Origin of the sequence: Edaphobacter modestus (assembly GCF_004217555.1) — a bacterium.
GTDB classification, from domain to species: Bacteria; Acidobacteriota; Terriglobia; order Terriglobales; family Acidobacteriaceae; genus Edaphobacter; species Edaphobacter modestus.
This window is the reverse complement of the sequence record NZ_SHKW01000001.1, coordinates 1484639-1508415: the sequence shown is the minus strand read 5'-3', so window position 1 is coordinate 1508415 and position 23777 is coordinate 1484639. Positions and strand designations below refer to the sequence as shown.

The window sequence follows — 23777 nt, the reverse complement described above, 5'->3', positions numbered from 1 at the left end:
CATGGACCATCGCCAGATGGCCAGCGTGGGCGGTTGTCGCCTCCGCCATCGCCCCGTACGGTGCTCCGGGAGAACGAAGTATGCCCGTCGACCATCCTGCGTTATGCCAACTCCGTCTATCGATTAGTCCCGGAAGATGCTCTTCCCATCACTGATTCCTGACGAGAAGAGATCTCGATACAACGCGTGATTGCCCGGATTTTGTTAACACCTAAGCAAAAGCGCCTCTCAAACATTGGCCATCCTTTTCAGAATCACGAAGAGGTTTTGAGAGGTTTGGCTCAATTGGATAACATTTTTTTTGCACACAACGGAGGCAGAGTCTAGCAGTAAGCGACGGTCTCCAGGTCATCAGGTGGAATCTTCGAACGACATTCAATTCGTTTGCGACAGCCTGACAGCAAAATAGACTGTTGGGATGAACATTTCTCGCACCTTGTTAAGGCGAATTGTTTCTTGTGTGACGGTTATGCCTGCGGTAATGGCGGTGCCTCGTGTTATGGCGCAGTCACATGCGTCGGGGCAAGCTTCGTTGCTGGATAGGGGATTTCGTACGCCTCCGGCTATGGCGCGGCCTTGGGTGTTTTGGATGTGGCTGCGGGTGAAGTCGAATCGTGCGGCGATTACGGCCGATCTTGAGGCGATGCACGCGAAGGGGATCGAGGACCAATTTCTCTAGACAATTGTGGGCGAGGGAAATGGAATACATAACGGCGAATTAGCCGCCGAATTCACGGAAAGTCTATTCCCACATCATTTGGAAACACATCCTCAATAGCTGTCAGGAAGGAAGACCGTTTCTTCGGACGCGGGACTGTGCGATTATGGCGCTGAACACCGGAGATACTGCTCATGCCAAATTGTCGTTTCAGTCTCCCCCTGCTTTACATGATGATTGGAGTTCATTCGGCAAGTCATGCGCAGGTTCTGACCGCCCAGTACGATAACTTCCGGACTGGCGCAGACCTGCACGAGACGGTGCTGAAGCCGTCGAACGTTAACGTCCGTGATTTTGGAAAACTGTTTTCCAGAACTGTCGACGGGGATGTTTTTGCCCAGCCTCTGTATGTTCCGTCGCTCGCGATTCCCGGAGTGGGAAAGCGCAATGTGGTATTTGCGGCGACCGAGCATGACAGCGTCTACGCATTCGACGTGAACGGCACTCGCGATGCTCCGTTGTGGAAGACCAGCTTCGTCGACCCGCAGCATGGCACAACGACACTGACCGAAGACGATGTGCTTTGTCCGTTTATTACGCCGGAGGTGGGGATTACTCCGACGCCGGTGATCGACGCGGCAAGCAGAACGATGTACGTGCTGGCGCGGACGAAGGAGCATGGCATGTTCGTGCAAAAGCTGCATGCGCTCGACATCACCAACGGCAAGGAAAAGCCGGGCAGTCCGGTGGTGATTTCGGCGACTGTGCAGGGCTCCGGAGACGGGGCCGTGGGCGGCAAGATTAGCTTCGATCCGCTGAAAGAGAATCCGCGAGCCGCGCTGCTTCTTGTAGGCGGTGAAGTGTATTTGACGTGGGCTTCGTCGTGCGACGTCGGACCCTATCACGGCTGGGTGATGGCGTACGATGCCCATACTCTGCAACAACGCGCCGTGCTGAATACTTCTCCGGACGGCGGGGATGCGGGGATCTGGCAGTCGGATGCGGGACCGGCGGCCGACAACGAAGGCAACGTGTATGTAGCTACGGGCAATGGTGACTTCAATGGAGCAAAGGCGGGCGGGCGGGACTTCGGCGACAGCGTGTTGAAGCTGCGGCTGGAAGGACAGCGGCTGGTGGTGCGGGATTACTTCACTCCGTTCAATCAGAAAGTGATGGACGCGAAGGATTGGGACCTGGGGAGCCAGGGACCTGTGCTCCTTCCGAAGCAGGCGGGGGTCCATCCGCATTTGCTGGTGGTTGCGGGGAAAGAGGGCAAGTTGTACTTGCTCGATCGCGACAAGCTGGGGAAGTTTCAGGAGGGGTTCGACAGCCAGATTGTACAGTCCGTCAAAGGGGTTAAGGATGCGTATGGAGCTGCGGCGTATTGGAACGGGCACATCTTCTTTACTGATCGAAGCGATACGACGCGCGACTTTGCGATTGAAAATGGGCTGCTCGTGACGAAGGGAATGACTGCGCGAATGTCGTCACCTGGGGCGACACCGATCGTTTCGGCTGACGGGACGAGGGATGCGATTCTGTGGGTGGTGTCGACAAAGGAGTGGAACGAGGCGCACACGGACAGGCCCGCAGTACTGCATGCGTACGATGCGAGGGACATTACGCATGAGCTGTACAACAGTGAACAGAAGAGTGAACGGGACCGTGCCGATATGACCGTTCGTTTCGCCATACCAACGATTGCGGACGGTCATATGTTTATCGGTGCTCGCGGACGATTGGATGTCTATGGCCTGCTCAACCGAGACAGTCGCTCTCAGAAGTGGGTTCGAGGTCGTAAGCCTTTTGGGCTTTGAAACCCCGGCGAGTAAACTTCAAGCCAGTGTTGCATCGACCGGTTGAGACCGCCCCGTTTTGCGGCAACCACTGGACCCCAGACGCCGGATCGGGCCGGAATTGCCCGAAGGAACGGTTCAGGTACCCCAGTTATGACGAACCCTTGTTGGCCGCTTATGGGGGTGCGTCACGAAACGATTGCTTTTCAGTGCCTGGGTAAATCTGGAGTAGACGACCGACAGAATCGTTTTCGATGTTCTTGAAGAGGGGCATCTCGGGCGCGGCGACGGCGAGTGGTCTGCTCTTTGTGCCCGAGGCTCGGTTGAAAGATTTAGCAAGCGTAGATGTTCGTACAATCACATCATCACCGAAACTTACCGATATGGAAATGGCGGAGGCATAGAGCCTCCGCCATTTGTTATAGGGTGCGGATTGCGGTTTTAGAACGCGTAGTGAAGGTTCAGCTGCAGATTGCGCTCCTTCGATCTCGTGTTTGTGATCTGCCCGAACTTTTCATCCGTGACCGAATTGTCAGGATTCTGATAGGAGGCGATGTTGAAGAGGTTAAACGCGTCCACACGGAAGCCGATCAGATGTTTCTCCGTGATGTGAAAATCCTTGAAGGCGGAGGCATCGATCTGCGCAAATCTCGGGACACGCTCGGAGTTTGTGGAGGCGGTGCCAAAGGTGTTTGGCGCGGCGACACCATATGCGCAGATGCCGTTGTCAGGTCCATTGCACGGGGTTGCGGAGAGGTCGGTTCCCCACCAGTTGTCGATCGAACGGTTCCGAATGATCAGCTTGCGGTAGTGGTTTGCACGAGCAGTGGAGAAGTTGTTGTTTGTGTTTGAGACGTTCGGAGCCTGAATCGTGATCGGCAACCCGGTAAAGGCGATGACCGAAGAGGAGATCTTCCATCCGCCTGCGACCAGGTCCAGCGCACGGTTCATGTGAGTGCCGTATAACTGATCCCGTCCGAACGGCAGCGCATAGACGCCCACGGCGTTTACGTTATGACGAACATCCTGTCCAGAAGGAGCATAGTCGGCCTGGGGATTGTAGGCGTCCTGAAATGCTCCTGTGGATCCACTGATTCCGGGCTGACCGTAGTTACCTGCCGAGTTGGTCATTGCCTTTGCATACGTGTAGTTGACCGTATATTCGAAGCCTCGATCGGCATGATGCCGCACCGTCAACTGGCCACCGTTATAGTTCATCATCGCGGCGGACTCCGTCACCAGCAGAGCACCGTTCTGCCCGACCAGCGACGCATAGGGAGCCTGTGCCGCAGCTGGAACGGGAGCGCCGTCGGGCAGAGCCGCGGCCGCGATGATCTGCGCCTGTGCCTGGGTGAGTTGATTGGCGTTGCGATAGTCGATCAGGTGATGGCCGCTTTCGCCAAGGTATCCCACTGTGAGAGAGGTCTTGTTTGAGAGAGCGAACTCGGTGGTCAACGAGTACTGATGGATGTACGCAGGCTGAATGTTCTGCGGCCACACAGAGTACTGGCTGGTTGCGCTGAATTGTGGCGTGAATCCATCTTCGATGCGGAAGGGAGATCCAGGATTTCCTTGGCTTGGCTTGGTCGCGACGAGATCGCTGCCCTGTGCAAAGGGCGGAGACGAGGTGAGACGTTGGTTTCCGGCATTGCCTTCGAAGAAGCTGGTCGCACCGTATCCTCCGCGAACGACCATGCGCGGAGCGACCTGGAGAGCGAATCCAATTCGAGGCATCCACTGCGCGAAGTTGGGATTGTAGCAAGCGCGTGTGGCACACAGCTTCGATCCTGCGGGCGCACCTGCGGGAATACTGCCTGCGTACTCCACGGTTCCGGTGCTGAGATCAACGTTCGCAGTCTTGTTATTGACCTCGTACCACGGCTGGTCGAACTCATAACGAAGCCCGATGTTCACGGTCAAGCTGTCTGTGGCCTTCCAGTCGTCCTGGATGTAGCCGGCCGTGCGCCACTGACGATTGCCGACCAGACCGATCGAGGATCCGAGCCTCGATTCGGCAACACGATCGAGCACGAAGTCCGCCGGGCCGTACCCGGCTCCGCCAGGCAGGCCGGTGAAGGCGCCTGAGTAGTCGAACTCCCCGAGGAAACCGAAATTTGAGGAGTTGATGTAGTTCTGCTGATAACGAGTGGCCTGTACGCCAATCGAGAGCAGGTGACGTCCGCGCTGCCAGGTGAGGTTGTCGTAGTAGTTGAAGGTGTTGTCGCGAAGGACTTGGATGTTGGCATTGGCTCCGAGGAACGAGGCGTTGTTCCCCAGGCTCTGGCCGGAAAATCCTGGATACGACTGCGCTCCGAAGGGAATTCCAACGATGGAGTTGCCATTCAGGCCGAAGGTGCCTGAGGGATCGGTAGGTATGCCGTTATCCCAGCGCACCCGGGTAAATCCGAATCGAGCCTCGTTGACGATGGCAGGAGAGAAGGTATGGATCCAGCTTCCTCCGCCGAGTTTTGTGGGATAGACGTTCTGCGGGGGGAAGAAGATCGGGATCAACGATGTCTGCGTGTCGCCCGCATTGGACTGCGAATAGAAGACGGTGAACTTGTTCGACTGCGAGGCTGCCCACTCTACTTTGGCATCGCCCTGATCGTTTCGGACGAACTTGCGTTGCGGCCCCTGGAAGTTGTTCTGCAGCAGTCCATCGGTCGGAGCTGCATTGTCCAATGGGTAGAGCTCTGGATGCGCGAAGAGATACTTCGCTACGGGGTTCAGAACGGCAACCTGGTTATTGGTGTAGGGCGCGAAATCATTCTGCGTGTCGTAGAGCTGGATGGGGTCGGTGGCACGGAGAAGAGAAGAGAAGTCTCCGTTGCGCATCGCCGAAGGAAGTACGCTTGCCTGTTGCAATCCACCGGTATGCGAACGGGCGCCTTCGTAGTCCACAAAGAAGAAGATCTTGTCCTTCTTGATGGGACCGCCGAAGGTTCCGCCAAACATCGTTTGCGTATAAGGATTGATCGCAATAATGGGGTTGGCGTGCTTGTTGCTCCATGAGTTCGCATTCAGATTCTGATTCTGCAGGAAGGCGTAGGCGGAACCGTGGAACTGGTTGGTGCCTGATTTGAGGACCGAGATGACAGCGCCGCCGTTGGCATTGCCATAGGTTGCCGGGGCGTTTGCCGAGATGACGTGGACCTCGGCGATGGCGTCGGGAGCTGGATTGTAAGCGATCAGGTTGTTCTGCGGCTCGTTGAGGTCGGCTCCATCGAGCGTGTAGTAGTTTGCCTGGTTGCGATTGCCGTTGACGGAGGCAACACCGTTATTGAAGGTGCTGCGTTCGATCGCGTTGTTGCCGGTCATGCCCTGAGGGTCGGTTGCGATCGCGCCCGGCTGAAAGAGAGTGACCGAAGAAAAATTGCGTCCATTCAGCGGAATGTTGGCAATCTCGTTGGTGGAGAGTGAGATTCCGAGAGAAGAGTCGTTGGTATTGAGAATCGGCGCGACAGCAGCGCTTACATCCGCGACGGTGGTGAGATTGCCCAGCTGCAGCCTGGCATCGAACTTCGCGGTTTGATTGATTTCCAGCGTGAAGGGGTTGAACTTCGCGGTCGAGAAGCCCGGTGCTGATACAGTCACCTGATACTGCCCGATCGGTAGGAAGCGGGCGCTGTAGAGGCCAACATCATTCGTCGTGGCCATCGTGTCGACTCCGGTTCCGACGTTATGTACTATAACCATGGCTCCAGGAATCACAGCACCGCTGGGATCCGTTACGATACCACTCACCGCGCCAGTTACATTTTGCGCGCACAGCCATCCAGAAAAAAGACAAAGCACCGCCATAACGGCGACGCAATACCTATAGCGTCTCATGATTCTCCTTCACATCAGACAGCCTGCTATGACGAACCAGACCTACTGAAGAGTGCCGGAGTGAACACAGAAAATATTAAAGAGTTGCGGGGTTTTGGAATTTTCTTTCTCCTTTTGGGCGCGGAACTGACGCTGGATAAGACGATGCTGCAGGATGTTCTCTCAAAAAAATGGTGAAGCCTTCGCGGCGTGGACCGATGGTGGAGCGTCTGGTGGAAAGCTATCTGGTGAGCGAGCGGCATGCCTGCCGTGTTCTGTGGGTTCCAAGAGCGACCTACCGCTATCGAAGCTGCCTCGATCCACGAACTGAGCTGCGGATGCGTATCCGCGAGATCGCTCAGGCAAGAGTGCGCTATGGATACCGTAAGATCCGCGTACTGTTGAACCGCGAAGGCTGGGAAGTGGGTAAGTATGTGGTGTATCGGTTGTACGTGGAAGAAGGCCTGACTCTGAAGCGGATGAAGCCAGCCGGCAAGCGCAAAGCAGCGCGACATCGCGAAGAACGGTTGAAGGCAACCGGCCCGGATCAGGCCTGGAGTATGGACTTCGTAGCCGACCAGCTGCAGGATGGCACAAAGTTCCGCTCGTTGACCATCGTCGATGTCTATACCAGAGAGGCGGTGGCAATCGAAGCTGGACAAAGCTTGAAAGGAGACGATGTGGTACGAGTGTTGAATCGAGTGAAGCTCGAACGCGCCGTTCCAAAGGTGCTGTTCTGTGACAACGGCAGTGAGTTCACCGGCCAGGCGATGGACCTATGGACCTATCGGAATGGTGTGAAGATTGACTTCTCCCGACCGGGCAAACCGACTGACAACGCGTTCGTGGAGAGCTTCAATGGGACCTTCCGCTCAGAGTGCCTCGACACCCACTGGTTCCTGGATCTGAAAGAGGCAAGGAAGCTCATCGAAGCCTGGAGGCGGGAATATAATGAGAGCCGTCCTCACGCATCTCTCGATGACAGGACACCAAGCGAGTTCGCCAGCCAGATCGCGGCTAGCCGCGATCTGGCTGCAACCTAAACCGGCCGCGACTAACTCTAGGCTTGGTACAGAAAAACTAGGCCCTTCATAAAACGCGCTACACTAACTCCTCACTGGTACAAAACATCGGGCAGGCCACATTTAGAGGTGCAGAAAGTCCTTGCCGCGCTACTCGTCGTCATGGAAGACCACTTGGATACGGAGGGAAGTCGTCGCCGGTGCTCTGAAGGTAATGGGAGCGGCGTGCCTTCTGGCGCAGGCGCATAGCCCGGCGCCGCCACCTCCTGCGGGTGCGAAGACTTTGGCGTGCAAGGGGCGAGCCGTTCCTGAACTCGTCGACGTTACGGAAAGAGTGGGGGTGCGCTTTCGGCATCTGTCGGCACCCGAGAAGAAATACATCGTCGAGTCGATGAGCGGCGGTGTGCTTGTTGTCGACTACGATCGCGATGGATGGCCGGACCTTTACTTTACGAATGCTCCCACTGTCGAGATGGCATTGAAAGGCGAGAAGGCGCAGAGCGCTCTGTATCACAACAATCGCGATGGAAGCTTTACTGACGTGACGGACAAGGCTGGAGTGGCGACGCCTTGTTTCGCGATGGGTGGAGCGGTCGGCGACTTTAATAACGATGGGTATCCGGACATCTACGTTACATGTCTCGGTGGGAACGTTCTGTATCGCAATAACGGCGATGGCACGTTTACCGATATAGCCAGGCAGGCTGGAGTGCTGGATGGGCGCTGGTCAACGGGTGCTGCCTTTGGCGACTACGACGGAGATGGTTTCGTCGACCTGATGGTCACGAACTACGTGGATTTCAAACTGAGCGATCTTCCGGGGTTCGGCAAGGCGCCGACCTGCCGATACAGGGGGATCGACGTGCAGTGCGGCCCCCGTGGACTGAAGGGCGCGGGCGACTCGCTGTTCCATAACAACGGCAACGGAACGTTCACGGACGTTTCCAAGGCAGCCGGCGTAAGCGATCCCAACGGCTACTACGGGCTGGGAGTAGTGTGGTCCGACTTCAACAACACGGGGCGTCCCGATATCTATGTGGCCAACGACTCCACGCCGAGCTTTCTTTATCGGAACGATGGCAATGGGAAGTTCAGTGAGATCGGACTCGAGTCGGGAACCGCAGTTAGTGCTGACGGGGCGGAACAGGGCTCGATGGGGGTGGCTGTGGGTGACTATGATCACAGCGGACGATTTTCGATCTATGTCACGAACTTTTCAGACGAGGACAATGCGCTGTATCGCAACCTGGGGAAGGACGACTTTCGTGATGTCTCCTACGACGCGGGCGTTGCTGTTGCGACTCTTCCCTGGGTGAAGTGGGGCGATGCTTTTGTCGATGTGGACAATGATGGGTGGTCTGACCTGATCGCAGTCAACGGTCAGGTGTACCCGCAGGTTGACTCTCTGCCATCGGGCGCGCGGTACCGACAGCCGAAGAACCTCTTCATGAATGAGCGAAATGATACGTTCTGCGATGCCGGTCAGGAGGCAGGCTTGGCCCTGCAGGAGCCGAGAGTGAGTCGAGGCCTGGCCGTGGCGGACCTGGACAACGATGGAAACGTGGATGTTGTCGTCTCCGACATCGACGGGACCGCGATGATCCTGCACAACAAAGGCGTCGCGGGAACACATTGGGTGAGCTTTGAACTAGCTGGCGCAAAGAGCAACCGTCTGGCACTAGGTGCGCGCGTGACGATCACGGCCGGGGGGATGATTCAGACCGATGAGGTGAGGAGTGGGGGAAGCTATCTGTCTCAGAGCGACCTGCGGTTGCACTTCGGGCTGGGTTCAAGCACCAGGATTGACTCTGTGGAGATACGCTGGCCATCGGGTAAGGTGGACAAGCTAGTCGGACTCGCTCCGGACCGGTTTTATTCCGTGGTCGAAGGACGCGGTGTCGTTCCCCGGAGTGAGATCGTGCCCTCCGAGAAGCATTAAGATCGACGGCGGCTGTGAGAAGGGGACCGAAAACCCGCAGCCGAGCCCCGCAGAATCATTTTCACTTGACATGCTGAACTAAAACGTTTAAACGTTCTGGCGCGGTTCAAGAGTCATTTAAACACAATTCAAACCGTTTAGTAAGGCAAAACTTCACATCAAACGATTCGATTTTAAGCAGGAAACACTATTAGGAGAGGCAACTAAAAATGAAGAGATCAGCAGGCTGGTCGCTCCTTGTTGCGTTGATCATGGCTTTGGTTCTCGAGTCAGTTTCAGCGCATGCGCAAAAGCTAACGGGAACACTCAGCGGAACGGTAACGGATTCCTCCGGAGCAGCCGTCCCGGGTGCAACGGTTACCGTTGTCAACACGGCTACATCGAAGACATTCACGGCTACTACCGACGCACATGGCAACTACACGTTCGCCGAATTGCCGGACTCGACATATAACGTCAAGATCGTTTCCCCCAACTTCAAGGAGTTCACGGCGCAGGGAGCTGTGGTCCACGTCGCGACGACGACGACGGTGGATACGCATTTGCAGGTCGGCAGCGTTACCGAAGCCATCACCGTCCAGGCGAATGCTCTTCAGGTACAAACGGACAGTGCTGCTCTTGGGGAAACCATCGACGGCACTCAGGTGAAGGAGCTTCCGCTGAACGGCCGTAACTTCGTTCAACTGACGCAACTCCAGCCGGGCGTGTCGGCCGCGAATAACTTCCAGAACACGGGTAAGGGACTGAACGGCGGCGTGGACATGTCGGTGAACGGCAATCCTACAACCAACAATCTCTTCCTGGTCGACGGCGTGAACAACAACGACACAGGATCCAACCGCACGATCCTGATCTATCCGTCGAACGAGGCGATTGCCGAGTTCAAGATGTTGCTGAACAGCTATGGACCGGAATACGGACAGGCTTCGGGGTCGGTCATCAGCATCATCACCCGCAGCGGAACAAACAGCTTTCACGGCAGTGCGTTCTACAACGGCCGTAACGATGCATTGAACACCTACACCTACTTTTCGGCGCAGAATGCGGGTAAGGGGCTGCCGCTGGACGGTAAGGACAAGCAGCGCCGCAACGATTGGGGCTACTCGATTGGTGGACCCATCCTGCGGGACAAGCTCTTCTTCTTCTTCAACCAGGAGTGGAACCACGAGATCAGGGGCCGCCAGGTTAGCGCTTGCGTCCCAACCGCCGCTGAGCGCGACGGTGATTTTTCGGTAAGGGGCTGCAACACAGCAATCGTCCCGGATTTCAGCAAAGTTCCGGCGGGCAAGCTGGCTGGGCCTCAGAAGCTTGCCGCGGTTGACCCGTCTGCGACGGCGATGATGCAGTTGCTCCCGCTGCCCAACACTCCTAACGGTGCGCTGAATTCAAATGGACAGAACTGGTCGGTGTCGCAACCGACGGCGCTCCAGTGGCGTCAGGAGAACGTTCGAGTCGATTACGACCTGAATCACTCGAATCACATTATGGGGCGTTACACACAAGACACGTGGTCGAACCCTGCCTTCAATGCAGGGTACTGGGGCGACACGGTGTATCCGGCGTTGAACAGTAACTGGGCACAGCCCTCGAAGTCGATGACTGCGCACTGGACCTCGACCATTCGCAGCACCCTTGTGAATGACGCGGCCTTCAACTATTCCGATAACCGGATTCTGATTACTCCTGGCGGAACAAATGCAAGTATCCTTACCTCGGTCTCCGGCGCTATTCCCACGCTCTATCCAGCGTCGCTGAAGCACAGCGCGCTTGGTGTGCCGTCGGTAAACTTCGGGGTCTACGGTGGGACAACCTCGCTGCAGGCTCCATGGCAGAACCAGCTGGACATTTATATCTTCCGCGATGATCTCTCGTGGGTAAAGGGACAACACACGTTCAAATTCGGCGCATTCCTCGGCTTCAATGGCAAGGATGAGGACGTCAACAGCAGCACAGGCGAACGTCCAACGGTTGGCAGCGTTGCTACCTCCTCCGGCGGCATAGACACCAACGACACGCTGGCTAACCTCGAGTTGACCGGCAACGTGTTCAACATCAATGAGACTTCAACCAATATTCGTGCGCAGCTCCGTTGGCGCGACTATGAGTTTTACGCCGGCGACACGTGGAGAGTGCTGCCAAAGGTCACCCTCACCTACGGTGTTCGCTACTCTCTGCTGTTAGCGGCGTACCAGCCGAATGATCAAATCACCAGCTTCCAGCCGCAGCTCTACGATCCGTCGAAGCCTGCCAGCGACGCCTGCAACGGCCTCTGGGTTGCGCCGGGTAGTGATCCGTGCGGAGCGGCAAACAGCCAGTTCGGCACGAACTTCAGCCACGGCACTCCTGGACCGAACCGTTCGCTGGTGAAGAATGGCTACAATCACTTCGCTCCGCGTATCGGTGTCGCCTACGACGCCTTTGGCACGGGTATGACGGTGATCCGCGCGGGCCTTGGGCAGTTCTATCAGCGTGAGAGAATCTCGCGGTACACGCTGGTTTCCAACGCTCCATTTGCTCTGACGACGAACAACTACGCTCGCACTTTGGGCGGAGCGACACCGTCGAGCCTTTCAGGCACGGCAAGCCCGTCGGGTGGCGCCGATCCAAGCGCCGATCTGCCGAACTCGTGGCAGTGGAACCTTGCCGTCGAGCAGCAGCTTGGCAAGAACACCATCTTCCAGGCAGCCTATGTCGGAAACCGTGGAATCCACCTTACAAGTTCGTACGACATCAACTCCATCCCGCAGAGCAGTTGGCTGGCGGCGACGTTTGCCAACAGCGGAGATGTCAACATGTTCCGTCCGTATCCAGCGGGCGGCAACAATGGTACGTTGACCTACTGGGCGCACGGAGGCGGATCGAACTACAACGGTCTACAGCTATCGCTGAAGACGCGTATCGGCGACATCCTGCAACTCGGGGCCGCGTATACGTGGTCCCATGCCCTGACGGATGTGATTACGGATGATTCAAGCGGAGGCATCGGTAATCAGGCTCGTACGTATTACACGATGCCGCGGCTGGACTATGGCACGTCGAACGTAAACAGGCCGAATATCTTCGTGGCCAATGCCATCTGGTTCCTACCCAAATTGCGCGGTGCCAATGCACTGGAGCGCGGCGTACTCGGCGGATGGGAGCTGGCGACGATCGTCTCTTCTCAGAACGGTAACAACTTCAGTATTTACCAAGGGGCACACGAGGCAAATCTGGGAACCAACCCTGTTACCGGGGCGACCTATACCAGCCAGCTGAACCAGAGCGGTGCTTTGGTGCAGACGGGCTTTAATCCAAATCCATCTCAGCTGCGTCCTCTGGCGACTGGGCAGAGCTGCGTCAGCGACCGTCATGACAACACGATCATCAACCCCGGCGCGTTCACGCTGATTGGCTACGCTCTGGGTACGATCCCGAACAGCATGGCTCCGCGCGGTGTCTGCGGTGGCCCGAACTTCAACAATACCGACTTTTCTCTCGACAAGAACTGGGCGGTCTGGCATGAGCGGGCCACGATCAAGTTCAACCTGGACTTCTTCAACCTGTTCAATCACCCGAACTTCAATCCCGGCTCGCTCTCGCAGGGTTCGCCCTTCTCGGCGATCAACTGCGGCAGCCAGATTGGAACGGACGCCACGACGGGCCACAAGCTTTATACGCCTTGCAGTGCGACGAATAACATCGTTAGCGCACAGGACGCACAGAGCGGTTTTGGAACATCGAGCGGCATTATCGGAAATGCGCGTCAGATTCAGTACGGTCTGCACGTGAACTTCTAGGACGGATTGCCGGGTGGATTCCGATATCGGGTCCACCCTGCTTTTTCTCTGGAGAAAGGTTCCTGGCGCTCCGGGTCCTCGCATTCTGATTTAAGCCGAACGTGGCACTATTACTCAATGGCTCCTGTTGTCCAGTTTTTGCAGTTGTTTGTGTTGACCATCTCCTTGTCCGGCGCTTTGCTGGGACAATCGGCGAACCAATCTCCACTGTCCTCCGACGTGGAGACCAGAAGGCTTCAGGATCAACTTGCAAAGCAGCGACAGGCTATCTCGCAGGGCGATCCGTCTCAGGTAATTGCATCGTCACAGACGCTTACGGAACTAGCTTTCGAGGATCTGTCGAAGGTTCATTCTGATCTCAAGCAAGTACAGCGGCCTTCGGCGACAGCAAAACAGCTGGCTGCGCGCGAGCGCGAACTGCGGAAGATTCTCGGTAGCGCCTTTGACGACTGGGGAACGGCAGAGGCTCGCCAGCGAAGATATCGCGAAGCGCTGGGACATTTCCAGGACGCTGAGAGATGGTATCCTTCCACTCCAGGCGTGATGAGGAACCTTGGCACGGCTGCCTTCCGGCTGGAGGAGTACGGCGAGAGCGTACGCGCGCTGTCGGCTGCTATTGCTGCGAATCCGTCGGACCAGAGCTCTCGCCTGATGCTTGCAATGTCTCAGTTTTCACTGGAACAATTCGCGGAAGCGTCCAAAAACTTCACGCTCGTCAGCGAAGCTGTTCTCGAGGACCCCCGAGCGACGTATGCGTGGGCGTACTCGCTGATCCGGACGAACCAGCCGCAGCAGGGAAACACACTTGCCGGGATTCTGGAGGGCACAGATCTAAGTCCGGACGTTCGCTTGCTCGTCTGCAAGTTATATACAGCGTCGGAGAACTACGAGCAGGCGTTGAAGTGCCTTCGGACGCTGGAGGCATCGGCAGAGTCTGCGGAGGTTCAATACCAGATTGGTGCGACGTTGATTCGGATGAACAGACCGGCAGATGCAATCGCCGATCTGAAGGCGGCGCTGAAGATTGATCCGCGCGACGCTGACTCCCAGTATGACCTTGCGTTCGCTTTGCTCCAGACCTCGCAGAAGGAAGAGGGAATTGCACAACTGCGCAGCTTGGTTGCGGCAAACCCGAACTACCCACAGGCTCAATATCAACTGGGAAAGGTGTTGCTTGAGAGCGGCCAAACGGCAGAGGCGATTCCATATCTGGAGGCTGCAGCGACGCTGGGTCCCAAGGATGATTTTGTTCACTATCAGCTTCAGGTCGCCTATCGCCGAAGCGGACGCGTAGAAGATGCCGATCGGGAGCTAAAGAAGTACAAGCAGTTGAAGGCAAGCGCACGCGACAAGGCTGCGGACCGTTTGAATCAAAACAGCAAGCCGTAGGCTCGTCAGCGTCGCTTCAGTGCTTCTAGTTCGTTGAGCGTGCGCAGCCAGTCGGCACCGAGAAGGCGGGATAGGCTGCGGTCAGCGAGAACTTTTCCTCCGGTCTGGCAACGGGTGCAGTAGGTCTCGTTGTCTGCTTAGCGGATGCGCTGGACTTTTTCGCGCATCGCGGACACAACTCGCCGTAACGGCCGTGAACGGCCATCTCTTTGCGGAAAGCCGTGACCTTTCCGGGGAAGCTGCTGTCAGCTTCGGCGTTTCAGGCGGTCGATCCAGAGTTAAGCGTTTCGCGGGTGGCTGCGTAGAGTTTCTCCCACTGTTCCGGCTTGAGCTTACCCGTTCTGCTGAGGACCGAACCTGTGAATGAGCGACTCAAGAAATCTGTCGATCTCGTCGCAGATCTGTCGAAGCAGTTGATTACTGTCTCGACAGGCATTGTGACCGTGACGCTGCTGTTTTCGAACGATCTGTTCGGTCCGAAAGGAATCGCGGTGGCTGCGTGGATATTCTTCTTGGGCTTTGATTGCTCTCACCGGCACGCTGGCGCCAATTGAGCCGCCGACAGATGAAGACTTTGTGATCGGCAGAACGTTCGGCATGCCTCCTCCGCTCAAATCCTCACGTTTGGAGTGGCAGTGATCTTGACGATGGCTTACGTGGTATTCGCCTTCTCAGGTTCAACCCGTCAAGCTAGACCGTGGGTGCCTGCGGCACCGCTACTTGCTGCTGTCAGCACGGCACCGTTACCAACAATGCTAGTTCGCCCGATCAACCTGGCAAAGATATTCAGCCAAAGTTTCGAAGCAGAAGCGAACCTGTCAGGTCTCGCTTTTCCGCAGCCAAGCATCGAGGGCCATTTCTACTGGCGCGCTCGTCCTGTTTCCGATACCGATTTCAACGGATTTCACACCTCATCTGGCGCCTCATCGCTGAAGCACTCATGAGCGAGCCGATTAGTACTGATAGCCGATTAGTACTGATAGCCGATTAGTACTGATATGTCGGCTTGTAGACAGTAATTCCAAAACGCCCGGAAAGTCGGGTGCATTCGATAGGTCGCTGCAACACCATCTAGTAGAAGTTCTTCTATTGAGGATGGTGTTTATGAGTGAAGGAAAGCAGTCGAGACTATCTCCCGCGGAGAAGGCTGATGTTTGGAGCCGATGGAAGGCGGGGGAGTCGTTGCATGAGATTGGGCGTGCCTACGGCAAGCCCCATAACTGCATTCGCTGTGTGTTGTTGCCTCGCGGAGGGATTGCTCCAGCCGCTCGCCAGCGCTCTCGCATAGCGCTCACCTTGGCTGAGCGAGAGGACATTTCGCGAGGAATGGCTTCCGGCTCATCGATCCGCACGATAGCCAGCGGCCTCGGTCGGGCGGCGTCGACAGTGAGCCGGGAGGTCACGCGCCATGGCGGCCGTGCCGCCTATCGCGCCCACGATGCGGATAACCAGGCCTGGGGGTCGGGGTTACGACCCAAGAGGTGTCTTCTGGCCAGCAACCGCAAGTTGCGGAAGATGGTTGCGAGTAAGCTGGTGTTGGACTGGTCGCCGGAGCAGATTTCCGGATGGCTGAAGACACAGTATCCTGACGACGAGAGCATGCGCGTGTCCCACGAGACCATTTACCGAAGCCTGTTCATCCAGGCGCGGGGCGTGCTGAAACAAGAGCTGATGGAGCACTTGCGGAGCAAGCGGCGCATGCGCCGCTCGCTCCATGCAACGGTCAGCGGACAGTCCCGCGGCCAGATCGTCGATGCCGTCTCGATCCGTGAAAGGCCCGCGGAAGTGGAAGACCGAGCGGTTCCTGGGCATTGGGAAGGTGATCTGCTGAGCGGCGCAAAGAACAGTTACATCGCGACTTTAGTGGAGCGTCATTCACGCTTTGCCATGCTGGTCAAGGTGCCGGGCAAAGACACTGAAGCGGTCGTTCAAGCCTTGAGCCGGCATGTTCGTAAACTCCCGGCGACCCTGCGGCGTTCGCTGACGTGGGATCGCGGGTTGGAGATGGCCAGGCACAAGGAGTTTACAGTGGCTACCAAGGTGAAAGTGTACTTCTGCGATCCGCAGAGTCCCTGGCAGCGCGGCACCAATGAAAACACCAATCTATTATTGCGACAATACTTCCCCCGAGGAACCAACCTTGCCCCTATCTCGCAAGCGCAGCTCGACCAGGTCGCGCTGCGCTTGAATCAACGTCCCAGAAAGACCTTGGGTTTCCAAACTCCTGCAGCTAGACTGCAAGCAAGTGTTGCGTCGACCGTCTGAGCCAGCACCGGTTATCGGCAACTTCGTGGCCAGCTGGTGATAACAAGGCTTAGCACTCATTGAGTCCGTCTTGCATGACTGTCCAAGATCACTTTCGAGAAGACCGTTTGTGATTTCCGAACGAAAACCGGGGCAAGAGGTGCCTCTCAACATCAATCGCTTCCTGCGCGATTAGACAACAACTGCTGCACCTTAGGTCAAGACGACAGCGTTGTAAACCATATGGAGAACAACGGCTGGTGCAAGACGCCCGGTCTTCTTGAACAGGAGTGCGTTCGTTATTCCTAACAATACAACCGGTAGCCAGGAGAGTGGAGGATGGTAGATAGCAAAGAAAGCTGCACTACCAACCACGGCGCTCAAGCCACCCCATTCGCGATCCAAAGCCCTGTAAAGCAATCCACGGAACAGATATTCTTCTATTCTTCCGCGAACGGCGCGAACAGTATGGCCGTCACCGCATAGGAAGTGTGCAAATTCGGTATCTTCGCCATCTGTTCCTGCGACCGGCGAATGATCTCCGCAGTAGGTGGAAGATGACTTAATACAGCGAGGTAAACGTGAGCAAATAGCCCCAAGACTAATCCTCCGCACACTCCGGCGAGAAGCGAGGGAATCAGCTTGCCATTTCGTAATCCATCTCCGCGCCACCATGACTTCGATTGAGCTCCAGTGTTTCCGTCCGGTTGCCAACACCAAACGTCATTAGGCCGAACGCCTCGGTTGCTTAGGAACCGAGATACACCGAAGGACACGATTACTGCACATATGGAGTAGCCGATAGCTCGTGCAATGGCGATGTTGTCGCGTCCCACTGCAACTACAACGATTCCGGCTAATAGCGCCTCATTCCACCAGGATGCTGATCGCGATCATGGCGTTCATCAGCGTCGGTGGGGGAGGAATCTTTTCCGACCAGGGATCGTACAGGTAGGGCAAGGCGGGCGCGAAAGTTTTGCCACATCGCCGCGGCCGTAATGCAGGAGTACACGATCCCCATGATGGCTATGTGCCACTGCTGTGTGAGCACTCCAATGGCGAAAGTCAACATGCCAAGCTGGGCTGCGCCGCGCCGTCCCCATAGGATCTTCTGGATTTCGCCTGAGTCGGAGGTGCTGGTCACAAGCGTCACCGATTTTTCGGCCATGCTTCGGCCAAAGAAAAACCAGCCGACGCCCACCGGCAGAATCTTCCACGTCTCCGCCGGGTAGAGAATAGCCGCATAGCAAAGAACGAGCTCACCACCCCCAAGGAGATCAGTGACCACAACCAGGCCTTGGCCTTCAAGAGGTCTTCCATCCCTCTCGGCCAGGTCAGGGTGATCCACAAAGCGTTTCCCTCAGACGCGAGAGACTTCGGCTCTAGAGGCTGTTAATGACTTCAGTTGAGCATTTTGAAGATTCTGCTGAGCATGAGGCAGGCGAAGGCGAAGTAGTGGAAGGCGGCGAGGGTTTGGGAGAGGCGTTCGTAGTCTCTAGCCAGGCGGCGGAATCGCGGGGCCCAGGCGAAGCTTCTCTCGACGACCCATCGGCGGGGCAGCAGGACGAAGCCCCGTTTGGCCTCCGTGTGCTTGACCACCTCCAGTTGAATGCCGTGCCGGGCGGCCGCGCTGTCCGCGGTTTCTCCGGTGTAGCCCTGGTTGACGTAAGCAAGTTCCACGTGGTCTCCGGTCATCTGCTGCACCGCTTCGGCGAGCTTGTCCACCTGGGCGCGGTCCTGCTCGTTGGCGGTGACATGCAGGGCGAGCAGGGTTGCCCAGGGTGTCCACCGCAGCGTGCACCTTGGCTCCTTTGCGCCGCTTGGCGCCATCGTATCCAGCCCGCGCCCCCGACTCCGGCGTGGACTGCAGCGTCCGGCTGTCCACCACCATCGCCGTGGGCTGCGGCTTGCGCTCGGCAAACTCGCGCAATAGAGAGCGCAGGTCCTCCACCATGATCTCGAAGCATCCGGCACCGATCCAGCGCCGCGTCTGCTGGTACACCACCGGCCACGGCGGAAGATCGTTCGGCATCATCCGCCAGTGCGCCCCAGTCTGCACCAGCCAGCGCAGAGCGTTGAACACCGCGCGCAAACGGTGCGACCGCTGCCGAGCGTCCTCCCGGCACAACGCCAGATAGGGCGCCACGACCACTCCTCATCGCTCACATCGCTCGGATAACCAACCTGACCCTTATTCCCCATCCAACTATGCTGCGCGATGACAACAACACAATCACTGCCTTCCTACACATGAGAACTAAAGTTACTAATAGCCTCTAGTCTTACCTCTCTCTGGATTTTAGAAGTCCACACTAAATAGTGAGCCCGTGTAAACATGGCTCTCTGATAGATCGAGTTCGCGCTGAATCGAGCGTACGACCTCATCGCTGATGTGACCTTCGTCGCGAAGCCGCAGCAGAGCTTGTCGTTCCACTTTGAGTACCTCAAGGACGAGCACCTGCCGTTCTGAACGACTCGAGGCTGTAGCATACGACTCGGGCCGCTCGATAGGCATAGCATCCAGACGGCGTTGATAGTTCGACATCAAGTCTCTCAGCGTCCCTGCCTCGTATCGTTCACTAGAACGACGACGGTTGAGATATGCCAATGCCTCTTCCAGAAGAGTTCGGCGTGCATATTGCTCCTCTTTGTCCGATACATTGGAATTGCTGAGATTCAAGACTCTAATGACCCACGGCATCGTAAGCCCTTGCACGACCAGTGTCGCGACGATCACGCAGAACGCAAGATAAACAATCATGCTTCTCTGCTGAAAGGGTTCGCCATTCGATCTCACAAACGGTAACGAAACGGCCGCTGCAAGCGAAAGTACACCTCTCATGCCTCCCCAACCAAGAACGAAGAGTTTCCTCGGTTCGGGAGCTTTGATTGCCAATTTCTTGAACCACTTCCGATATCCATAAATCAGGTACGTCTCGCCGTAAATCCAGAGCATGCGAACGACGATGATCCCCGAACTGAAGAGTGCGCCGTAGAGAAGGAGCACTCCTGGTCTCAAAGAGTGAATCTCCGCCATGACGAACGGCAACTGCAGTCCGATCAAGATGAAGACGATGCCATTGAGCACGAACGTCAGCAGGTCCCACACTGCCGCCGCCTGCAACCGAACCGGCGGTGACATATATGTTGGGCTTGCACGGCTCATGTACATACTGCAGGCGATTACAGCCATAACACCCGAGGTGTGCATTCCGTCTGCCGCGAGATACACGGCGTATGGAACGAAGATGCTGATAGCAATTTCGATTGGCCCATCGTCGATCCACCGCTCTAGAACAGAGACTGCAGCTCCGAAAACAAGCCCAATGAGAATGCCTCCGCCTGTCAGAAAGAATAGACGGCCAACCCCTTCGATGACCGTTGGTGTCCTCCCACTCAGAAGAAGCATCATTCCGAACTGCAGAGCAAGAAGGCCAGTTCCGTCGTTCACCAAGCTTTCTGCTTCGAGAATGTCAACGATCTGACGTGGCAACCCTACTCGACGCGCGATAGAAGTTGCAGCGATCGCATCCGTCGCCGCAACCACCGCTCCAAGAAGAACGGCCGATTGCCAATCGAAGCCGGGTAGGATTTTCTTTCCCGCAGCGAAAACAAGTAGGAAAATTGTAAAGCTCACAAGCCCCACCGCCAGTGTGACGATGCGCGCGAAGTTATCTCTGAACTCTCTCCAAGAGAGAACCCAACCGGCTGAATAGAGAAGTGGCGGAAGGAATATTAGAAACACCAGATCCGGCTGCAAAGAAATTCGAGGAATACCCGGAACCAGACTTAGCACCAGACCCGCGATTACAAGCATGATGGGGTAAGGAAGCTTGAATTTGCGAGCGATTCCTGCGAAGACTACGACTGCCAGTAAGAGGAGAAGGAATGTTTCTAGTGCGGATTGGAAGCTTGCCCCGTTCATTCCCTTTGCTCCTCTTCGGACGATAAACTTCCTCTAGCACTTCATGCATCCGGGTGAAGGAGCTGGATCGTTTGTTGTCGTAAGAAACCCTTTCTTTTCATTCTAGGGCCGTTTCTCTATAAACGCTCATCGACACGACCAGGCGTCTGAGTTTGATAGTTGAGCGCGCTGATAGCAATGACTCCGCACCAGTTCCATAAAAGAGCGGCTGCATCCATTTCAATCCGTGGTACGGCACCCCGCCGATGTTTGTCGGCCTCTCGGGCTTGCTCTCTTCCTGCTACTCACCGGGCCTACCCTAGTTTAAGAGTTGGGCACATACTTTCAAAAGATTCGAGTAGTCACCGGAACGCGAACGCTCGCAAGACTGTACGCTGTTCGTCTCAGGGATCGATTACAAGTTCGATTCGCGTCTGCTACTTCCACAGCATAACGACCATCGCCCCGAAATAATAAGCGCTCCACCAACGTAAATTGGTGGCGAAGGAACCTGATGCTATTTAGTTGAAAGACGACGAATACCGTGGCGACATACACTCCAGTGACTGTCGCAAAGTCGACGGGAGCAAGATTCAGCGAAGTGCCGTAAAGCGCCAGGAGTACTGAGCCTAGAAGGAAAAGACCGACCGGCTGGGCAAAGATTGATGGTGCAGAGCTAGACGCAAGATAGCATCACCGGATGCTTCAAGAATGGCCGCAACAAGTACGAATGCAAGAATCTTCATTACGCACTGATCTGCCATGACGTTTCGAATAACAAAAGATAGGTCTTGGATGTGTAGATCGGCTGTGAAACGAGCTTCTCAGCCAAGTGGTTGCCTGATGTGAGCAGGAAGGCGCTTTGCCCCACGTACTAGCGAGTGACAAACACTGCTAGCTCTGAATCAAAGGCGTTCCCCAAAAAAAACGCTAAAACGGTGACTCCAAAATGCTCGGCTGCCACGCCCTGCTTTTGATCACTTGGAGCATCAATTGTCCTTGCCGAACCGGAACGACTTTCACAAGTATTTTCTGATTTGACGTAAAGAACGCATAAGAGTTTGATGGGCTTCATTACACCTTTAGAGCGTTGAGTTTGTGAGGTCATAAAACTAGATCGCGCGGGTGTGGCGAAATCTTAATGCCTTCATCTCAACGACTTAACTTCCGGATTGCCATTCTTTCTTAACAGTAGAAGAAACCAAATATCGTGGTTTTTATGATTTGTTTACGTCTTTTCGGGTTAGCCTTTGTTTATGTTGGCATCCTCCTCTTAGCCTACTGAAAGTGAGCGCATGGCGTTCTTCGACCTTCTCATCGGTAAGCCGCTTGCAACCTCTGAAGAACGCGCGGAGCACATCGGGCCCATCGCTGGTATTCCCGTCTTCGGCCTTGACGCTCTCAGCTCGGCTGCCTACGGTCCTGAGGCTGCTCTAACGCTTCTCATACCTCTTGGCCTTGTGGGCATTCAGCACATCGTACCCATCAGCTTCGCCATCCTCGGCTTGCTCGTTATCGTCTTCATTTCCTACCTACAGACTATCGATGCCTATCCCCACGGCGGCGGCAGCTACACGGTTGCGTCTGAGAACCTCGGCGCCAACGCTGGTCTGCTAGCGGCTGCGGCGCTGATGATCGACTACATCCTCAACGCGGCTGTCGGAATCTCCGCCGGTGTCGGGGCACTGGTCTCTGCCTTTCCCGCACTACAACCCCACACACTGGCGCTCTGTCTCGCCATCCTGCTTATCCTCACCCTCATTAACGTGCGCGGCGTCAAGGATACTGGCACCGCCTTCCTCATCCCCACCTATCTCTTCGTCGGCACTCTGTTGCTCGTCATCACCGTAGGAGCGGTGCGTGCCTTCGCCTCCGGAGGCCATCCGGTCTCGATCGTCGAGCCCCCACATCTGCCCATCAGGGGGTCGATGCTCTCCCTTTGGTTGCTGGCCAAAGTCTTCGCCAGCGGATGCACCGCCATGACCGGGGTCGAGGCCGTCTCGAACGGGGTCAACGCCTTCCGCGAGCCCACGCAGAAGAACGCCAAGCGGACGCTTACTATCATCATCGTTCTGCTCATGATCTTCCTCGCCGGCATAGCTCTGCTATGCCGCGCCTACTCAATCGGCGCAACCGAACCCGGCGGCACCGGGTACCAGAGCATCCTCTCCCAGCTCACCGCCGCCGTCATGGGACGCGGCTGGTTCTACTACCTCACCATAGGCTCGATCCTCGCGGTGCTAGCGCTTTCGGCGAACACGTCGTTCGCCGACTTCCCGCGTCTCACCCGCGCCATTGCGCTGCATGACTACCTACCGCACGTATTCAAGGTCCGCGGGCGTCGCCTGCTTTACTCCCACGGCATCGTTGCGCTGGTAGGCTTCACAGCGCTCTTGCTAATCGTCTTCGGCGGAGTTACCGATCATTTGATCCCGCTCTTCGCCATCGGAGCCTTCCTCGCCTTCACGCTCTCGCAGGCGGGGATGGTGGTCCACTGGAAGCGCGTGGGCGGCCGGGGCATGATACGCCGCATGGCCATTAACGGCGTTGGCGCGATCGCCACTGGCGTCACGCTTATCGTCGTGCTTGTCGCCAAGTTTACTGAAGGCGCATGGATCACGGCAATCCTCGTTCCCGCCCTGATCATTACGATGAACGCGGTCAAGCGTCATTACGATCGTGTCGCGCGGCAGATCGCCGTCGATTGTCCCATGAGTGTCGAAAACCTCGTCGAGCCGCTGGTCATCGTCCCACTTGATCGCTGGTCCCGCATTACCGAAAAGGGCCTTCGCTTCGCGCTGAAGATCAGCGACCAGGTTCAAGCCGTCCACGTCGACGCCGAGGAGTGCTGCGACCAAGTGCAACAGATGTGGCAACAAAATGTTGTCACGCCCTTATACAAGTCAGGGATGACCGTTCCCGAGCTTATACTTCTCTCTTCACCCTACCGCTTCGTCATCATGCCGCTCGTCGAGTACATCCTTAAGGTCGAGCGCGACCATCCTGACCGTCAGATCGCGGTCCTGGTTCCTGAACTCGTCGTCAAACACTGGTGGGAGGCTCCGCTCCACAACCAACGGGCTCAATTGCTGAAGTTGCTTCTTCTTGTTCGCGGGAATCAGCGCATTATGGTAATCAACATCCCTTGGTATCTGTAACTCAGACCGCCTACTATAGCCTGAACCGGTGCCCACGGGGCTATCAGCAAGGCAGCCGCCTTACTCAGCGGCGACATCGGT

Annotated in this window: 15 protein-coding genes and 1 pseudogene; 10 read left to right on the top strand and 6 right to left on the bottom strand. The window is 56.4% G+C overall.

Annotated elements, in window-relative coordinates; all coding sequences use genetic code 11:
* Positions 1-499 precede the first annotated feature (499 nt).
* Both BDD14_RS06365 and BDD14_RS06360 read left to right on the top strand, forming a co-directional pair.
* Positions 500-679, top strand: a complete 180-nt coding sequence (locus BDD14_RS06365) for a hypothetical protein (protein ID WP_130418073.1) — start codon at positions 500-502, stop codon at positions 677-679.
* 173 nt (positions 680-852) lie between these two features.
* A complete protein-coding gene (locus tag BDD14_RS06360; protein ID WP_130418072.1) occupies positions 853-2475 on the top strand; it encodes a PQQ-binding-like beta-propeller repeat protein in 1623 nt (540 codons plus the stop codon).
* Between the two features lie 420 nt (positions 2476-2895).
* Here BDD14_RS06360 and BDD14_RS06355 read toward each other — a convergent pair whose 3' ends face one another.
* Complete coding sequence (locus tag BDD14_RS06355) at positions 2896-6285, bottom strand: outer membrane beta-barrel protein (RefSeq protein ID WP_130418071.1); 3390 nt, start codon at positions 6283-6285, stop codon at positions 2896-2898.
* A 170-nt stretch (positions 6286-6455) separates the two neighbouring features.
* Here BDD14_RS06355 and BDD14_RS06350 point away from each other — a divergent pair, with 170 nt between their 5' ends.
* From BDD14_RS06350 to BDD14_RS06320, 7 genes are all read left to right on the top strand, one after another.
* Positions 6456-7307 carry an IS3 family transposase gene (locus tag BDD14_RS06350; RefSeq protein WP_130418070.1) on the top strand — a complete coding sequence of 284 codons (852 nt, stop codon included), beginning with the start codon at positions 6456-6458 and terminating at the stop codon, positions 7305-7307.
* 121 nt (positions 7308-7428) lie between these two features.
* Positions 7429-9225, top strand: a complete 1797-nt coding sequence (locus tag BDD14_RS06345; RefSeq protein ID WP_242617775.1) for a CRTAC1 family protein — start codon at positions 7429-7431, stop codon at positions 9223-9225.
* 209 nt (positions 9226-9434) lie between these two features.
* The gene (locus tag BDD14_RS06340; RefSeq protein WP_130418069.1) at positions 9435-13001 is read left to right on the top strand and encodes a TonB-dependent receptor; all 3567 of its coding nucleotides are present in this window, start codon (positions 9435-9437) and stop codon (positions 12999-13001) included.
* A 117-nt stretch (positions 13002-13118) separates the two neighbouring features.
* Entirely contained in the window at positions 13119-14390 is a 1272-nt protein-coding gene (locus BDD14_RS06335; RefSeq protein WP_130418068.1) for a tetratricopeptide repeat protein, read from the top strand.
* Positions 14391-14749: 359 nt separating this feature from the next.
* Positions 14750-14944 carry a hypothetical protein gene (locus BDD14_RS06330; RefSeq protein ID WP_130418067.1) on the top strand — a complete coding sequence of 65 codons (195 nt, stop codon included), beginning with the start codon at positions 14750-14752 and terminating at the stop codon, positions 14942-14944.
* Between the two features lie 87 nt (positions 14945-15031).
* On the top strand, positions 15032-15334 hold the full coding sequence (locus BDD14_RS06325; protein ID WP_165419942.1) for a hypothetical protein: 303 nt from the start codon (positions 15032-15034) through the stop codon (positions 15332-15334).
* Positions 15335-15494: 160 nt separating this feature from the next.
* Positions 15495-16655: an IS30 family transposase gene (locus BDD14_RS06320; protein WP_130417389.1), complete on the top strand. Its 1161-nt coding sequence runs from the start codon at positions 15495-15497 to the stop codon at positions 16653-16655.
* A 192-nt stretch (positions 16656-16847) separates the two neighbouring features.
* Here the strand turns inward: BDD14_RS06320 and BDD14_RS34345 are convergent, their stop codons facing one another.
* From BDD14_RS34345 to BDD14_RS06290, 5 genes and pseudogenes are all read right to left on the bottom strand, one after another.
* Positions 16848-17309 carry a CPBP family intramembrane glutamic endopeptidase gene (locus tag BDD14_RS34345; RefSeq protein WP_130418065.1) on the bottom strand — a complete coding sequence of 154 codons (462 nt, stop codon included), beginning with the start codon at positions 17307-17309 and terminating at the stop codon, positions 16848-16850.
* A gap of 181 nt (positions 17310-17490) precedes the next feature.
* A complete protein-coding gene (locus BDD14_RS06310; RefSeq protein ID WP_130418064.1) occupies positions 17491-17982 on the bottom strand; it encodes a hypothetical protein in 492 nt (163 codons plus the stop codon).
* A gap of 53 nt (positions 17983-18035) precedes the next feature.
* Positions 18036-18836, bottom strand: a pseudogene (locus tag BDD14_RS06305) (IS5 family transposase).
* Between the two features lie 97 nt (positions 18837-18933).
* Positions 18934-20559, bottom strand: coding sequence for a Na+/H+ antiporter (locus tag BDD14_RS06300; protein WP_130418063.1), 1626 nt, complete (start codon positions 20557-20559; stop codon positions 18934-18936).
* An 853-nt stretch (positions 20560-21412) separates the two neighbouring features.
* Positions 21413-21613: a hypothetical protein gene (locus BDD14_RS06290; RefSeq protein WP_130418062.1), complete on the bottom strand. Its 201-nt coding sequence runs from the start codon at positions 21611-21613 to the stop codon at positions 21413-21415.
* A gap of 220 nt (positions 21614-21833) precedes the next feature.
* Here BDD14_RS06290 and BDD14_RS06285 point away from each other — a divergent pair, with 220 nt between their 5' ends.
* Positions 21834-23696 carry an APC family permease gene (locus BDD14_RS06285; protein ID WP_130418061.1) on the top strand — a complete coding sequence of 621 codons (1863 nt, stop codon included), beginning with the start codon at positions 21834-21836 and terminating at the stop codon, positions 23694-23696.
* Positions 23697-23777: the final 81 nt, after the last annotated feature.

Excerpts from the sequence above, each read along its gene's own strand:
- BDD14_RS06365 (WP_130418073.1), top strand. The coding sequence starts at position 500 with ATGGCGCAGTCACATGCGTCGGGGCAAGCTTCGTTGCTGGATAGGGGA.
- BDD14_RS06360 (WP_130418072.1), top strand. The coding sequence starts at position 853 with ATGCCAAATTGTCGTTTCAGTCTCCCCCTGCTTTACATGATGATTGGA.
- BDD14_RS06355 (WP_130418071.1), bottom strand. The coding sequence starts at position 6,285 with ATGAGACGCTATAGGTATTGCGTCGCCGTTATGGCGGTGCTTTGTCTT.
- BDD14_RS06350 (WP_130418070.1), top strand. The coding sequence starts at position 6,456 with ATGGTGAAGCCTTCGCGGCGTGGACCGATGGTGGAGCGTCTGGTGGAA.
- BDD14_RS06340 (WP_130418069.1), top strand. The coding sequence starts at position 9,435 with ATGAAGAGATCAGCAGGCTGGTCGCTCCTTGTTGCGTTGATCATGGCT.
- BDD14_RS06335 (WP_130418068.1), top strand. The coding sequence starts at position 13,119 with ATGGCTCCTGTTGTCCAGTTTTTGCAGTTGTTTGTGTTGACCATCTCC.
- BDD14_RS06320 (WP_130417389.1), top strand. The coding sequence starts at position 15,495 with ATGAGTGAAGGAAAGCAGTCGAGACTATCTCCCGCGGAGAAGGCTGAT.
- BDD14_RS34345 (WP_130418065.1), bottom strand. The coding sequence starts at position 17,309 with ATGGTGGCGCGGAGATGGATTACGAAATGGCAAGCTGATTCCCTCGCT.
- BDD14_RS06300 (WP_130418063.1), bottom strand. The coding sequence starts at position 20,559 with ATGAACGGGGCAAGCTTCCAATCCGCACTAGAAACATTCCTTCTCCTC.
- BDD14_RS06290 (WP_130418062.1), bottom strand. The coding sequence starts at position 21,613 with ATGAAGCCCATCAAACTCTTATGCGTTCTTTACGTCAAATCAGAAAAT.
- BDD14_RS06285 (WP_130418061.1), top strand. The coding sequence starts at position 21,834 with ATGGCGTTCTTCGACCTTCTCATCGGTAAGCCGCTTGCAACCTCTGAA.